Genomic DNA, 14,563 nt, shown 5'->3' with positions numbered 1-14,563 from the left:
GGGATTTTTTCTGCTCGTCGAAGATTTTGAGTCGTGGAGCGAATTGAGGCAACTCATTAGAAATACTCTGACGGATCGTGCGACGTGGATGCTCCGTTTGCTTCGGAGAACGTTGTCTGGCACTGAAGTTTGGTTGGCAATCTTTTGGGTTCAGCGAACTCACAGAACGAATGTGGGGCGAATTAGCAGCCTACCGACTGCGATCAGAAAGGTGTGAGTTGCTGAACTCTACGGGTCGCGCCGTGGCACATTATCTCGGCTACGTCGCTGGTAGATTGTGATCATTCAGACTAAATTCAACCTTTAGCTTTGCCAGAAGGACTTAGACGCGTACCGAATATTCAATAGATTCAAACTGCTGATTCTTATGCGTGGGGCAATTGATCGTGAGAGAAAGCAACGAAATTACAATGAGAGAGTAAGATATCGGCGTGCTATTCAAAAATGCAAAATAATCATGACACAGGGGGCTTTTGTGGCTGACCGAATTCTCGAAACATTTCTGGACGCGGGACTCTTGGAGCTTGGCGGAAATGACGCTTGGTTTGAGCACATATCCGCAGCGGCCGACAAGCTGGCGGTTCATATCGGCGCACACCCCGAACAATTGGCGGCATTCGTATATTCGGCCGTCGACCCTCGGGAACGGCTTGGAGACCCCTCCCGTGCAATGGCGCAGGAAACGCTGAAAAGCGTTTGGCGGACTTATTCCTCTGTCACGATGGGGTCGCTTGACTTGGTGTTTCGAGGGATCATCCTCGACGCGGTAATACAGAACGCAAAGCGAGACGATCAAATTCGGCTCGGCGTTACACTCCTACTATCGAGTGCTCTGCCACACATGTCGCTTGGGGAAGAAGCCGAGGTCTGGCAGAAAACAGTCTCTGAATTGCTTTCAGCCGTCGAGGCTGAGGCCGAGGCGCGCTGGTCAGTTCCGAGCGCCATCGCGCTTGCTCCTATGGTCGCAGTCAAACCACCCGAGATAAAAGGCAAATTGGGTGCCATCAAAATCGACGAAGCCGCTTTGCTGAAGGGGCTCGAAAAGGCTGCAGGACCGAATAACAAGGCCGGTGAGGAAACTGGCGGCAATCCTCATGCGCCGAACGCTGGCGCAACTTGGTCGAATGAATTTGTTCCACTGGCGACAGAAGCAATCGCGACAGCGGTTAAGAGAGCCGCAGGCGAGCGGGTCTACAATTTGGCATCGGATGAAATCTTTGGCGCAATCAGTACAATGGTTACCGCTTATGTCAGTGCAGCGATAAATCAAACCGCGGCTGCATCCCATGGTGTCGAACTGCGATCTAGGCTGCTTTGGTGGAAGGAGGCTAAGATTTCGCCGAGTGCCCGGAAAGAATATCGATTGATCGACCGCAAAGTGGCGCCTGGTTTAATGGCCCTGGACTATCAATCCATGCTTCCGGCGCTCGCGCCTGCCAGTGTTGTAGCCTTTTTGCGAGAATCGGTTCGTACCCTTTCGGGTGAGAACGAAACGACTTCACTGGGCGATTTTCTTGCCGCGATGTCAGAGGCCGATGAAATAGTTCCATTCAAGAGTTCGCAACCAGATCAAACAGCCAACTTAAGACCATTGGGCGCTCTTGTCCTGGAGGGGGCAACTCGCCCAGAACTCATCTCCGAGCGGACCGTCTTCCAAGGAACCCTGAAATTAGATCCGGCAGCCTTCGCTTCGCTTTTGTTCCTTGAATTCCAAGCCTTGAAAGCGATTCAACATGTCACGCCGGTGTCTCCCCCTGACGAGGCCGGAACAGCCGGAAAAGTGACGGGCGCCGCCAAATGAGTTTGTCCGATAACCAAACTTGCAAGCAAGACGACTGCTTTGTTCCCCAAACGTCGTGCGCGAAAGGCCATATGGATCCTTCGAAATGTCCGCACTTTGTGGCACCCAATGCAATCGTGGCAATGGGAGCGTTTCGTACTGAGGATGATGAACTTTTCCCATGGACTGGACGTCCACTTGGCCTCATCGATCTTCGCTTCGTCTCGGCGACACGTCGCCCGCACCTTGTAGGAATTGCCGGTGCAGCTGACGCTGGAAAAACGACGCTTCTCTGTCTTCTTTTTCTGGCCATCTATCGCGGGCGCCGTATCGGTCCTCATACGTTTTCTGGCTCATTTACTCTACAGGGCTGGGAGAACATCGCGCGTCATTTGCAATTGAATGCAGGAGAAACCATCAAATTTCCACCGCATACATCCCAGAACGGGCGAGTACCTGGCCTTTTGCATTTGGGGCTTTCTGACGATGATCGGAACCGCATGGATGTGCTTTTGGCCGACGCTTCAGGGGAGTGGTTTTCTGCATGGACTGACAAGCCGACATCGGAAAAAGCGGCCGGCGCTCGCTGGACAGCGGACCATTCTGACAAACTGCTTATCGCCGCAGACACCGACGCCTTGATGGGAAAGAAGGGTGGGGTTTCTCGCCGGGAGCTGGAGTTTTTAATCAGGAGAATTGCCAGCGATTCTGGCACCGAAGGTGTGGCGCTGGTATGGACCAAGAATGATCTCCCGCGAGACGCAGAATTGTCAAATACGATCGAAGACCTATTCCGATCCTGTTTCAAGGATGGGCCAGTGTTCGCGATTGGCGTCCCAGAGCAAGAAAATCCTGACCCTGACAAGACACTGCAAGAGTTGGAGGTGATTTTCTCTTGGGCTTTCGAGCCCCGGAGCCGTACCATTTCTCTGACGAGGCCTGACCACGCCGCATTCGATCCCTTCATGGCATATCGAGACGCATCATGACTGAGCGTTCCGCTTCAATTCTTCTGATCGGTGAGTCCGATGTCGGCAAGACGCATTTCGGCGCTCAGCTTCTGAGGCGTCTCAATAGCGGTCTTGGAACGATGGAACTCATCAATAGCGACAATCTTCAGCCTTTCCGCGAAACCATGGACCAGATCAGCCAGGGTTTGGCGGGACGCCACACTCCAAGAAGCGAGTCGTCGACAAGTCGCTGGACTATAAGACGCAAATCTGATGACGCGCGTTTCACCCTTGAATGGCCCGATTATGGCGGTGAGCAAATAAGCGCTATGGTCGCGGAACGGCGCATGCCGATTGCATGGCGCGAGAAGATTGAATCGACCTCTGCATGGGTCTTTATGGTTCGAGCCAGCCGCGTGCGCTTGCCAGAAGATGTCCTTACGCGTCAGGTCAGATTGCCTGCCGAAGATGATGAAACTGAAAGTGTTCTATCCGCTCAATCGCGCCTTGTCGAAACGCTGCAGATGCTTCGTTTCAAGGTCGCCGCCTATTCGGAGGCATGGACCAACCCGCCACCTATATGTGTGATCTTGTCTTGTTATGATGAATTGAAAACGGACCTCTCTCCCGCTGAGTACTCGCGCCTGAAATTGCCGCTCCTTGACGCTTACTTGCGTACAAATTGGAGTTCAGAAGACCTGCGAATTTTCGGCGTCTCGCCACTTGGTCAAGCGCTAAGCGATTCCGAGCCAGATGCTGATTTCGTCGCCAAGGGGCCCGATAAGATGGGTTATGTTCTTGATGAAGACGGCGCCCAATCCGGGGATTTGCTGTCACCGGTAGAATGGGTACTTAACGCTGCTAGGCGCAGTTAGTGGTTAAACCGATGCCCTTGGTTGTTGACGAAATTTTCGTCGGAGAACGTGATCGAGGGATGAATGTGTTGTCATCGAGTGTCTCTGACGCACAATCGCAAAGCCTCGCACACTACCTTGACCTTCCGGGCCAACCACCACAAGGCTACGTGCTGACAAGCTATGTTTCAGGCGCTTTGATCGGGAATAGCTATGTCGTCGCGCGCACGAGCTCTGACCCCAGCGCCGAGAGAAACGGCATGGTTTTCAGTCATGCAATTGTTGTCGCAAAAGACGACATCGAGGCATTTGCGGATTTACGGGCGATCTTTGGCCATCTGCAGAAAGCGCGAAGCTCGCCGCTACTCGCTGAACGTCGAATGATCAGTGCGACCGGTAGGGTTGAGGAACCTCCACCAGGCCCCTTTTCCGATATGGTGACTGTGCCTTCGAAGTTTCCTGCCATTACGGTCGACGACGCGCGGTTTGAGAATCTTATCATACGCCTCTGGGCCAAGCTTCCGCCAGCTATGCGCAGTGAGCTTAGGTTCGGCTTGAGTTTTGGGCCGGACGAAGCGCAAAGTCAGGGCCTGCAAATCGCCTTGGTTCCTGCTTCGCTTGAGATGCTCTGGCCGCTTGAGAGGCGGATCGATGCGACATACGATCAGTCTCCGGCCCGAACCGCGGCGGGGCGGTACCTGTCAAGCGGGTCTAGCGGGAAACTCGAAGCACATATCGAAGATCTCAACATCCATTCGATCAGCCTGTCAAAAATCGCACTACTTGGACGATCATGCGAGATCGCAGAAAAGACAAGTGTGTCCTTCAGCGACGCTGTTGCAGCCTTGCGCGTAGTAGGGGTGTTGCAGCCTGATCCGGACAAAGGAACGTCAGTGAAGCGTAAGATCTTGGACGCCGTCTTGTCTCGTCCAGGTCCGGCTGCACTAGAACACATTATGGCCATACGGAATGTGAATTGGGCGCCATTCAATCTGGCTTTGGATCAACCCGAAGAACTTGAAATGTCCTTCGCAAATCGAATGGCGAGCATCGGCCCTCAGGATGATGTATGCGAACTTCTCGTGGCGATGTTTGATGCAGAAGCAGCGACCAGGGAATGGCGGCGGGCAGGCATTGGCGTGCTAGGCGCGATGACCAAAAATATGGCGATCAAACTAGCTCCCCACATATGGACTTTGCTTGTCACCAATACTGAGATTGGAGTGATGGTCCTCGGCGAAGCTCCTACGGCTCTCCTTGATCTTGCGATGTCGCAAACGCCACCAACAATCGCGGGCAAGGCAATTGAGCAGCTCTCTCCTTTGCTTGCCAGAGCTCGCTTCCACAAGTCCGAAGCGCAACTTCTGCTTCTCAGTCACCCTAAGAACATACTTGCGGCTCTTGAGGAGGCCTGCGGCCGGGATCATTCTGTGTACGGCGACACCGCTATCGAATATTGTCTGTTAGCTTTGCCAGACGAAGTTATTGTCACTAGCGCGACGAGTCTGGACAATGACCTGGTCATTGAAGCAGGCGCTAAGGTGGTCGCGAAGGATCCGAGTTTTCTTTTTCGCCACGATATTTCCAAATCACAAGTTCAAACCCTTTGGCATCGAAGTTTGCTTAAGAGCCAACTAGCGTGGCAAATCGCGCCAGATATATCTTCGATACAGGACCGCTTGTTCAAAGCCATCTCGGGTGCTGGGGTGAATGCAGGTTTGCTGACGATTCTCATGTCGACGCCGCTCGGAGATTGGTGCGCTTTCGAATGCAGAGCACAGGTCTGGGGCCTGTTGCCGTCCACCTGCAGATCATCAGCACTGTCGGAGACCGCTGCCAGCTGGATCGCTAGCTACCCAGCCAATGTCGGAAACCCAGCATTCTTCACACCGGAAATGCCGCTTGCAGAGTCTATTGCAGATGATTCGCAGAGTCATAAATTGTTGGCGGCGCTCAAGGCAGGGACATTTGAAGCCGCGTTGGATACCTTTCTTGGCAACCACGCATTGCCGATGGGATTGTTTATTGACACCTTCAAGGCCTTCCTAGGGGCTGGGCGAACACCGGATGGAGTAGAGTTGGAGCGAGCGGGGCGGCTCGCCGTTGCGCGCAACTGGCGTACTGCGTCACGCACGTTTGGCTACACGTTCGGTGTTCCGCGCTTGAAACCCTATTTCGTTGTCTGTAGCGACCATCTGGATTCCTGGACGCGCTTTTCAAACGGGTTATGGCGACCGAGCCAAGAAGACCTATTAATCCTTCTTCTTGAAGTAGTGTGCGAGCTCTACCCTAATGGACCGACACAAGCGGATGTTTGGGAGCAGGCGGGCGGGGACCTTTCACGCCTGAGTACACACGGCTCTGGCCGGAATCAGTGGCGAGAGGCACTTCGCTTCGCAAGATTTGGGGGTGAGATAAGCTTGCGAGACCTTCTAAACGCTATGTTGGCTGATTATCCCCTCAACTCTCGGCTGCAGCAAATTTCAGGGGTGATTGGTCAATGAACTATCGAGAGTTTCGTGGACACGCACTAATTGTTACGGTCGACTCGAATATCGACCCGGCATTCAAAGACCTTGGCAAGGCGGTGATCGCAGATGGAGACGCCGTTAGGGCCATCCTCATAGACCCCGGCCTTTGCGGATATGCTGACAAAAATGTCGTTCGCTTATCGGGTGCCGACGCATCGCTACAAGCCATCAAAGACACCCTAGAGAAAATGTCTGCAATCATCGAAGAGGACGACCCGTTTTTTCTATTCTATTCTGGTCACGGAGATGTTGGTGCGGGCGGCGCATTTTTGGCTCCTGTTGATGCCGTCCCAACTCAGGGCACTGGGCTGCTTACTTCCCAATTGCTTGCGGAAGCGCTGCTTAAGGTCCGATCCAAAAGAAAGCTTATTGCTATTGATGCCTGTTGTTCCGGAGGCATTGACCTTACTGGTGCACGCGCCAAGAGCTCGAAATGGCTGGGCAATGCACTGCTCGACGAAATGGAAGATGGGGAGGGGATCGTTGTTATTGCGTCTAGCCGAAGCTCTGAATCTTCGATGATCCTTGGCGGTGATTCGACCAGCCTTTTTACTAAGCATCTGGTCGCGGGGTTTCGCGGCGCTGGTGGTCACGATGAAGGCGGCTTTATTCGCGTGTTCGACTTGTTCAACTATGTCGCCGTAAGTGTTAGAGCAGAATGGCCTAGTCAGGCCCCGGTCTATGCCGCTCATCATCAAGACTCTAATTTTGCCGTGGCTTATTGCGAAGCAGTGGAAAAGCGCATTCGACCTAAATCGTTGCATTCCGAAATAGCTCATATGACGAAAGCAGACTCTCTAGTGGAGCTATTCTGCGTTCTTTATCCGCTAGGCCCAACAGATCAGGAACTCTGGGTGCGTGCAGGCGGCGACATCTCTAGACTGGTCTTGTCAGGAACGGGACGAATACAATGGGTTCGCGCGTTGAGGCAGATCGATCGCGGATTGAGCGTTTCTATCCCTGACATCATCAACGTTGCATTTGAGGATTATCCGAAGAATCGAAATCTCGAAATGCTGCGGGATGGTTGATGTCCAATTCAACTGGGCGCCCTGCCTCAGTGGCTGCGACCCTCACCACCTCAAGCCCGTCGCTTGCTGGAACTGCTCAATTCTTCTGAGCCCTGACTTTAGTCAGAATTACGATCCGAAAAGACATTTGTCTAAGATTGTGCAGTGCCTACAGAGTAGATTTATGCAATACGATTGCTCGTGGCGTTGGGTTACTCTCCTATCCCAACCCCACGCCCAAGCGCCCAAGAAATTCGCCCCCCGCGCACGACCCCCGACACGGCCATCCCGCGCCGCTGCTCCAGCACCTGCCGCCAGGGCACAATCGTAAAATCCCTCTGCCGCTCAATCACCGCAAACTTCCCGCTCACTCGCGACACCGGCTCGCGATAAGTACCATTCACGTGACCTCGATCCGGAGCCGGCGAATACGGTTTCCCGATCTCTTCGCTCAGCGTCCGGCCGGCATGCATAAGATCTCGCTTCAGTAACTCAGTTCTCTGCGCGGCAGACAAGCCAACGCCAGCCTCTACCATTATTCCAATCCCCGCCATGAACGTCCGTCGCTTCACCTGCGCTTCAGCCACCTCCCGCCCAAATCCGAGCGGCACGCTGGACGGGGCAGGCACATCATCCAACCACGTCACGCCGAGCGCCGTTTCCTGTACTCTTAGGCCCAGCTCTGAGCGAACCAACACCTGCGCCGCTCGGAACCGCGCCTGACTCCGCTCGTACGCTTTCGTCCTGTCCAGATAGTCTGATGGAATCTTCCAGTCTGCATCGGCTGTCCGCTCGACATGACCTGCTCGTCGCAAGGCCTCCAGCCTTCGCACATGGGCCGCGACAAATTCGGGACCTGATCGCGGATCATCGGCCTGGTGCAGCCCTGCCGAATAGATCCCGCCATTCGCCCGCGCGATCCGCTCAATCGTGACGTCTGACGGCTTTGGCTCAAGGTTCGGCGGCGACACGGTTACAATTGCCCCGCGCTTCAACTCCTCTACCTCGCCAGCGACACCCAGTTCGACAAACACAGCGCGACCATCCAGGCTGTCGATGATGGTGTAGGCTTTGTCATGTGCTTCGCCCGAGAGACCTGCCTGAAGAACCGCGCCTGTCACGCTCCGCCCGTCTGGATCGGACTTATCGAAAATCACATCCGCGTCGATACGCCGGTCGTTGCGTCCAGCGAGCGCACGGTTCATCGTCTTGATGATGTCGTGACGCTCAGAAAGCCCCCGCAAGACATCCCGGAAATTCTCCCGCATCTGCCAGCGTCCGGCGCCGAGTTTCTCGGCAAGCCCAAGACGTTCCAGAGTCCGCAGCCGTGCGGCATGCAAGGTGCGATACTGAGAAGGACTATCCTTCAACCGAAACTCATCTTCGGGGCCGACTTGCCGGGCGATAAAATGGTCGATCTTTGTGACGCGTTCGACAGCAATATCCGATTGAAGTTTTCGCTCCTGCTCGAGCCGGGTTTCCGGGCCAAGCTCCAGCGTGACCAGGTCCTCCGCGCGTTCCCGGATCCCGTGGGAAATGTACGCCCGCGGCATGACAAGATCAGAGCCATCCTCGCGCCGTCCCCGGATGACCAAATGCGCATGCGGCCGACCCGTATCATGGTGCACAGCGCCGACCCATTCGAGCCGCGTCCGCAGATCGGTCTCCATCTGCGAGACCAAGTCGCGAACGAAGGGCTTGAGGTCTGCCATCTCAGTGCCGTCCTCGGGCGAGAAGATGAACCGGAAATGATGCCGGTCATCAGTGATGGATTTGACCAGATCGGACGCGTTGGCATCCTCGCTCATGGCGTCAAAAAGCTTTCCGCGATCCTTCTCCTCAAGCGCGGCGTCTCTTCGGATGTATCCGATATGCGCGGCAAGTGCTGCCACGCTCGATGCCGACATGCGCACAATGCGCGCCTTGACGATCACGCGCCTTTGCCCACCGCGTGGACCGACACGCGGCCGGGCGGGCAGGGCAGTCCTACGAACGCCGCCGGCCGACGACAAGGCCTTCGTCATCCGCGTCAGATAGGTCTTTGCGCGTCCCCCTGATCCGGCCGACCGAATCCTGCCAGGTCTGGGGGTGAAGGGATTGTCCGGCGGCGTGCTCATTCGGCCTGATCCGGGGGAAAACAGGCCAAATTCTGCGAATGGAGCCATGCGAACCTGTTGTCGTCATTGAGCTTTCCATCAGAGGACAGAGCTGTATCCTGAGGCATGGAACCATAAAAATCGATGTGCAGACAAGGCGATAGCCCCTCATTGGCTCTATGAGCTTTTATCTTGCATTCCGATCTGTCCCCATTTTTCCCAATCAACCCTTCTGCATGCTCCTTCCGATCACCGCCTATCCACACCGCACGACCAATGATGTCGCCCTCCCTGACCGCTCCAAAATACCGTCCATCAAAGGAATCCGGTGTGCGATCAGAAAGGAGCAGAACCTCTTCTGCCTGAAGCTGCCTGCAGCCCGTCCAGGGAGACGGCAGGGCGCGTCCCATACTATCTGTTGATAGCAGGCGGACAGTCGAAGTCCCGTTGATCTGTAACACACCCTTGATCTCACAAACCGTGTCGCCTTCGAGCGCCCGGACGTTCTTGATGACGGGGATGCCTGGCGCAAGATAGCGCCTCTGGATCGCGAGTCTCGAAGCGGCCTCTGGCAGGTTCGAGACAACCAGATCACCCCGCGAAATCACCTCCAAAGGTTCGACGCGATACCACCCAAGCGGAGCACTTTCGCTCGGATTGTAGAGTAATATGGGCGGTAAAACACCAGTCGCCGGAAGGCCTGTCAATGCCACTCCGAGCACAGAAATACCGCTCCAAAATACTGCGCGGAGGCTCATGAAAAGCCCCTCCAGTTGCTCGAAAGAAGTCTCCAATTGGCCATCGACAATGTGATTGAATCTGTTCTCAATGCCCTGATTTCAAGCGCCATGACCGCCTCCCCGGGACCTATTCCAGACGGTCGAATAATCATTCAAATCATCGACATGATAGACGACGGTGCCGCCATGTTTTCTGTATTGCGGTCCATTGTTCGACCAGCGCCAGTTCTCCATCGTGCGAACCGTGATACGCAGATAAGCCGCCGCCTCTTTCGTCGTCAGGAAAGGACTTGGACGTCCTTTTGCCTCGTTCATTCCCCGTACCCCGTCTTGCCGGGCACAGATCAACGTGGCGGCTTCAACACGTCCCAGAAAACAAAAGAAAATTCTAATTGGGAGTCACGAAGATATGCGGCTTCGCGGCGATACCCTGTTTAACCATGCGCAGCGCGCATGACTTCGTAAGCATACAGATGCCCCTCTATCGAGCGAATTAAACATGCCAGAAGCCGCCCCGGAATGATCTCCGGAGCGGCCAGTTTGGCGATGAGTGCGGGGCTAGTCCTTGGGGTTCCAGAGGATCACGTGGCGGCCTTTCTTGCCTTTGACCGGTGCGAGGTTCGCGTAGATGCGGCGCGGGCCAATCTGCGGATCTGCGAGGGTCAGGGAGACGTATTCGCGGCCGGAAGACTTTGCCTTGCGCATCCAGCCGCCGCCGATTTCGGTCGCGGTCTCACCGGCGAAGATGCGGTAGTCCGGCTGGGCCTCTTCAGCTTTGTCCGCGTTCTTTTCGATGCGGATGGCGGCTGAGAGGTTCATCATTGCGAGGGCGCCTTCGAAGCCGGTTTTGGTTTCGCTGACATATCCGAGTGCGTTTGCCATGGGGGTCTCCTTTTCGTTTCCGTGGCTGTCTTCGAGGGACACCTTGTCCCCGTCGACGCCGGACCGCCCGGACGGCGCGGGGCGGGCCTGAACCTGCAAGGGCGCAGCAAAGCGGAGCACCGGACAGGCGCATGAATTTGTCTCGCGAGGAGCCGCAAAGCGGCGGGGAAATTCGTGGGACTGTCCGGTTTCAGGGCCGTTTCGTGTCGTCCAGGTCACACGGCAATAGACGGGAACAAGGGGTCTTTCGGGGCAAGCGGAGAGCGGAACAGACCGCTTTGGCAATCGCACTCGGAGGCAAAAAGAAACCCACAGACGGGCGATTTTTCGGAGGCGCATCTGTCTTGATCTGAACCGCAGGAGTACACACTCATCCGGTAGAAGCATGTGGAAATGCCGCCCGGCATGCTGCCGAACGGCTTTCGCTTCCACGGACAAGGAGACTGCAACATGTCAGGCGGCGTCCTGCTCTGCGACAGACTGGTCTTCGGGAGAAGCTTCGTCCTCGCCAGAGGTAAACAGGCTGGCGATCCGGACCCATGCATCTGCTGGCGGCGACCCTGCGTTTGTAACAAGGCGCGTAGGCGGCACCTGCATCCATCCCGGACGCCAGCCCGGATTGGCCTCACACTCTTCGCCAGTGATCCGGTTCCAGACCAGTTCCTTCTGGGCTTTGCCCGTGTCTGTGAGCGCTGCTTTCGCCGTCGATGGAGACGCAATGTCTGCCACCATGGCGTTAATGGCGCGCTTGTCCCGAACGAGATCAAGGAAGACACGCTCCGGCTTCCAGTAAGCGGCCATGTCGGTTTCGGTGGCGACAGCGACGGCTTCCACAACCGGGCCGCCCGCTTCCAGCGTATCCGCCATCACAAAAGCCAGCACGGTCAGGGTTTCCGCATCGTTCATTTCGAGCAGCGCCGCAAAGACCTCGCTGAGGTGATAGGCGTCCCCGTTTGCGCGCAGGGATGCGACCCCATGGGCGTCAAACAGGCTGCGGACATGGTCCCCGGCGGCCCGCATTTCTGCGGCGGCGCGTGATGCCTCCACGCTGGCCTGTATGTCCTCCTTCCGGGCGAGGAAGTCGTGCCGCCTGACAGTCCAAAGAGCGGACCCGACCATGGCATGCGCCACCATCAGCCGGAGGGCGATTCCAGGGTGTCCAAGCAAGGTTGTACGCGCTGCGCCATGGCGGTGGAGGGCAATGTATTGTGCGAGCGGCCCGGACATTTCGGGCTTGGTGTCGGCTGCTTCCGCATCACCGTCCGGCCTTGCGCGCTTCTCCAGTTTCCGGGCTTCGGCCTGCGTAATGTAGCCCTCATGGAAGGTCACAGTGCCATCATCGCGGACTTCGACAATCACGCTGCCGCCCTTCGTCCGGGGGCGCTTCAAATACTCCCAACTGGCAAAATATTTCCCGCGTTCGAGAACCTCTACATTGCGCCACCCGGCGTCAATGTAGGTCTCGACCTTGGCCGCAAGCGCTGCCGATTGGGCTTTCCAAAACGTGTCGGCCTCTGCGAAGACACCTGTCTCACCGAAGAGGTCAGCTGCCACTTTGCCTTCATAGATCGCCAGATCAAACAGCGCCTTGTCGGTCGTGATGGTGGCCCCGCCCGTGATCCATGCCTTGCAGGCGCGGCCCATGGGCGCGCGCTCTGTTTCACTTCGAAACAGGGCCAGCCAGTCTGCCTGCTGGTCCTTCGTAGCAAGTGTGAGCGCGCGGATTGTCTCCGGGTCGATTTCGTCTTTGGCGTAAAGCGCACGGATCGGGCTGGAGAGATTGGCGAGGGCGAGGATACGCCGGACTTTCAGGTCCGTGACCCCGAAATGTCCGGCAATCTCTTCCACCGTCCGGCCTGCATGCGCCAGCTTTCCGAACGCATTGTATTGCTCCATTTCCGTGGCGGGCAGGCGGGCGACATTTTCGATGAGCGAGGCCTCCACCGCTGCGGCGTCGTCATCCGCTTCCATGATTGCGCACGGGACGGCGATTGACTTGCCGGTCTCAGCGGCAATGACCTGCAAGGCATGGAAGCGCCGCCGTCCCGCGACGACGCCATAGCCATCACCTTCGGGGCGCACCAGAAGTGTCTGGCGGATTCCTTTCTCCCGGATGGAGGGCAAGATGTCGGAGACATCAGGCGCCTTGCGGTTGTGCCGCATGTTGAGCTTGCTGATATGGAGTTGCTCAAGGGGAAGTGTTTTCAGTGCGGGTTGTGCCATGGGATTGTCCTCCTGTTCTGGCGGGTAAAGTGAAAGGCCAAGCGCCCATGCCGGGCCTTTCCAGTTGATCGGGCTGAAGGGGAGGCCTTCCGCGTCGCGGTTTGCGTCCGGATCGGTCTCGCCCCAGTCATAGTCATGCAGGCCAATCAGCGGCGCGCGGCCATCGACCCAGATTTCGACGACGCGGGACTCCTCTATGACGAGGGTCATGTGCGGACGTGGCCCTAATAGGTCATCCAGCGCGCTCATGCCTGCGCGACCCGTGCAGGTGCGGACGCCATCAAACGCGCTAAGGCTCTGTGCCCGGCTTGCAAGGCTTCGGGGAGCAGTTCGCATGCGACTTCAGTCAGGTAGGCGTTCTCCGACCTCGGATCGTTGGCCTCTATACCCCAGATGCTGGCGGCATGAGATTCCAGTTCCACGCTTTCGCGTTCAATGGCGAGCACGATTCCGCAATAGAACCACTCATCCTTGCGCCACGCGTCCATGACGGCTTCGGCGTCTGCTTGCGCCTTCGTCAGCCGCTCGCGGAAATTGTTTCCGGGTCCGATAAATCCCGGGTCGCCAATATTGAGCGATGGCCAGAATCCGTCCTGGCGCTCGTCTGGACTATCCGGACAGTCGTCGCGGACGATCCGCGCGGTGACGCGAAAGCCGTCAATCTCGACGGCAATGCTGTCGCCCTCGCACACATAGCGGTCAAATCTCTCCCGGAACGCCATGACTCAGCGGCTCCAGAAAATGTGGACTTCATCAAAGCCCGTCTGGAACACCATGATCTCGCCATTCATCGCCATGTCGCGGGCAAGCGCGGTCCAGTCGATATAGTAATCGAGCGAGGCCGGAATCTCTGTCCCGCTGTCGCGCGTCACTTCCTCGGCAAAGTCTGCGGCGCTGCGATATTCGCCTGCATAGTCTTCAAACGCGGCGTGAGCCTGTTCAAGGTCATCGCCGAATTCGCGGTAGAGTTTCGCTCCAAGGCTCCCGTGTTCGGTGATGAAGTCCGCAAGGGCGCAAACTGTCTCGAAGGAGGCATATTCGGAAATGCGCGCGCCTTCGAACCCCTCATAGTCATGAATTGACCATTCCTCCGCACCCGGTTCAGGCGACGCCGCCAGCATGGCGCGGACGCCCTGCATCATCTCGTCCGGTTCTGTCGCGTCGATCCACGCCCCGTGGAGCCGTCCATTATTATACGCGGCAAGACAGGCGACATAGATGCGGGGCGTGTCCCGCAAATCTGGTCCGGTCGCTGTTCCAAGGGGAGCGGGAGTCTCGTGTGAAGGGGTCATGTCAGCCTCGCAAAATTGAACCTCGCCCGCGTGCCTTTCCCGGCAGGCGGGAGGGGGCGGACGAAAGGTGCGGGCGCCCGGGCGTATGAGGGCCGGGGGCAAGGCGGAAAGGTAGGAGGCACGGAAAGAACCGGCGGACCCAGGTCACCGGCGCCTTGCGCGCGGGCCGCGCCCGGGCAGACGCGCCGTCCGCCCCCTCCCGGCT

The 14,563-nt window shown here is 56.9% G+C and carries 12 protein-coding genes; 5 read left to right on the top strand and 7 right to left on the bottom strand.

Annotated features, from left to right (window positions below):
* Window positions 1-367: 367 nt before the first annotated feature.
* Genes B2344_RS04515 through B2344_RS04495 form a run of 5 tightly spaced genes read left to right on the top strand, consistent with a single transcriptional unit; the run spans window position 368 to window position 7,146 of the window.
* The gene (locus B2344_RS04515; RefSeq protein WP_290484739.1) at window positions 368-1,801 is read left to right on the top strand and encodes a GTPase-associated system all-helical protein GASH; all 1,434 of its coding nucleotides are present in this window, start codon (window positions 368-370) and stop codon (window positions 1,799-1,801) included.
* Window positions 1,798-2,769, top strand: coding sequence for a TRAFAC clade GTPase domain-containing protein (locus B2344_RS04510; protein ID WP_290482819.1), 972 nt, complete (start codon window positions 1,798-1,800; stop codon window positions 2,767-2,769). Before B2344_RS04515 ends, B2344_RS04510 begins: the two co-directional genes overlap by 4 nt.
* Entirely contained in the window at window positions 2,766-3,605 is an 840-nt protein-coding gene (locus B2344_RS04505; protein ID WP_290482818.1) for a hypothetical protein, read from the top strand. Before B2344_RS04510 ends, B2344_RS04505 begins: the two co-directional genes overlap by 4 nt.
* Window positions 3,605-6,088 (top strand): effector-associated domain EAD1-containing protein, encoded by a 2,484-nt coding sequence (locus B2344_RS04500; RefSeq protein WP_290484738.1) that lies wholly within the window; start codon window positions 3,605-3,607, stop codon window positions 6,086-6,088. Before B2344_RS04505 ends, B2344_RS04500 begins: the two co-directional genes overlap by 1 nt.
* Window positions 6,085-7,146 carry a caspase family protein gene (locus B2344_RS04495; RefSeq protein WP_290482814.1) on the top strand — a complete coding sequence of 354 codons (1,062 nt, stop codon included), beginning with the start codon at window positions 6,085-6,087 and terminating at the stop codon, window positions 7,144-7,146. The genes B2344_RS04500 and B2344_RS04495 overlap by 4 nt, the downstream gene beginning before the upstream one ends.
* Before the next feature lie 191 nt (window positions 7,147-7,337).
* On the opposite strand, the gene B2344_RS04490 is transcribed toward B2344_RS04495, so the two are convergent.
* The 7 genes from B2344_RS04490 to B2344_RS04460 form a co-directional block, all read right to left on the bottom strand.
* Window positions 7,338-9,242 carry a DUF3363 domain-containing protein gene (locus B2344_RS04490; protein ID WP_290482813.1) on the bottom strand — a complete coding sequence of 635 codons (1,905 nt, stop codon included), beginning with the start codon at window positions 9,240-9,242 and terminating at the stop codon, window positions 7,338-7,340.
* Window positions 9,239-9,979: a S26 family signal peptidase gene (locus B2344_RS04485; RefSeq protein ID WP_290484737.1), complete on the bottom strand. Its 741-nt coding sequence runs from the start codon at window positions 9,977-9,979 to the stop codon at window positions 9,239-9,241. The genes B2344_RS04490 and B2344_RS04485 overlap by 4 nt, the downstream gene beginning before the upstream one ends.
* An 81-nt stretch (window positions 9,980-10,060) precedes the next feature.
* Window positions 10,061-10,276: a helix-turn-helix domain-containing protein gene (locus tag B2344_RS04480; RefSeq protein ID WP_045695780.1), complete on the bottom strand. Its 216-nt coding sequence runs from the start codon at window positions 10,274-10,276 to the stop codon at window positions 10,061-10,063.
* A 243-nt stretch (window positions 10,277-10,519) separates the two neighbouring features.
* A complete protein-coding gene (locus tag B2344_RS04475) occupies window positions 10,520-10,843 on the bottom strand; it encodes a DUF736 domain-containing protein (RefSeq protein ID WP_034744474.1) in 324 nt (107 codons plus the stop codon).
* 453 nt (window positions 10,844-11,296) lie between these two features.
* On the bottom strand, window positions 11,297-13,315 hold the full coding sequence (locus tag B2344_RS04470) for a ParB/RepB/Spo0J family partition protein (RefSeq protein WP_081812297.1): 2,019 nt from the start codon (window positions 13,313-13,315) through the stop codon (window positions 11,297-11,299).
* Window positions 13,312-13,788, bottom strand: coding sequence for a hypothetical protein (locus B2344_RS04465; protein WP_045695779.1), 477 nt, complete (start codon window positions 13,786-13,788; stop codon window positions 13,312-13,314). Before B2344_RS04465 ends, B2344_RS04470 begins: the two co-directional genes overlap by 4 nt.
* 3 nt (window positions 13,789-13,791) lie before the next feature.
* The gene (locus tag B2344_RS04460) at window positions 13,792-14,358 is read right to left on the bottom strand and encodes an antirestriction protein ArdA (RefSeq protein ID WP_045695777.1); all 567 of its coding nucleotides are present in this window, start codon (window positions 14,356-14,358) and stop codon (window positions 13,792-13,794) included.
* Window positions 14,359-14,563: the final 205 nt, after the last annotated feature.

This window comes from Hyphomonas sp. UBA3195, from assembly GCF_002366485.1.
Classification (GTDB): Bacteria; Pseudomonadota; Alphaproteobacteria; order Caulobacterales; family Hyphomonadaceae; genus Hyphomonas.
Note: the sequence above shows the minus strand (reverse complement) of the source record. Positions and strands in the feature narration are given on the sequence as shown.

What these genes read in the sequence shown, in the direction of transcription:
- B2344_RS04465 (WP_045695779.1), bottom strand. Translation starts at nt 13,788, where the DNA reads ATGGCGTTCCGGGAGAGATTTGACCGCTATGTGTGCGAGGGCGACAGC.
- B2344_RS04470 (WP_081812297.1), bottom strand. Translation starts at nt 13,315, where the DNA reads ATGAGCGCGCTGGATGACCTATTAGGGCCACGTCCGCACATGACCCTC.
- B2344_RS04475 (WP_034744474.1), bottom strand. Translation starts at nt 10,843, where the DNA reads ATGGCAAACGCACTCGGATATGTCAGCGAAACCAAAACCGGCTTCGAA.
- B2344_RS04480 (WP_045695780.1), bottom strand. Translation starts at nt 10,276, where the DNA reads ATGAACGAGGCAAAAGGACGTCCAAGTCCTTTCCTGACGACGAAAGAG.
- B2344_RS04490 (WP_290482813.1), bottom strand. Translation starts at nt 9,242, where the DNA reads ATGAGCACGCCGCCGGACAATCCCTTCACCCCCAGACCTGGCAGGATT.
- B2344_RS04460 (WP_045695777.1), bottom strand. Translation starts at nt 14,358, where the DNA reads ATGACCCCTTCACACGAGACTCCCGCTCCCCTTGGAACAGCGACCGGA.
- B2344_RS04505 (WP_290482818.1), top strand. Translation starts at nt 2,766, where the DNA reads ATGACTGAGCGTTCCGCTTCAATTCTTCTGATCGGTGAGTCCGATGTC.
- B2344_RS04510 (WP_290482819.1), top strand. Translation starts at nt 1,798, where the DNA reads ATGAGTTTGTCCGATAACCAAACTTGCAAGCAAGACGACTGCTTTGTT.
- B2344_RS04515 (WP_290484739.1), top strand. Translation starts at nt 368, where the DNA reads ATGCGTGGGGCAATTGATCGTGAGAGAAAGCAACGAAATTACAATGAG.
- B2344_RS04485 (WP_290484737.1), bottom strand. Translation starts at nt 9,979, where the DNA reads ATGAGCCTCCGCGCAGTATTTTGGAGCGGTATTTCTGTGCTCGGAGTG.
- B2344_RS04495 (WP_290482814.1), top strand. Translation starts at nt 6,085, where the DNA reads ATGAACTATCGAGAGTTTCGTGGACACGCACTAATTGTTACGGTCGAC.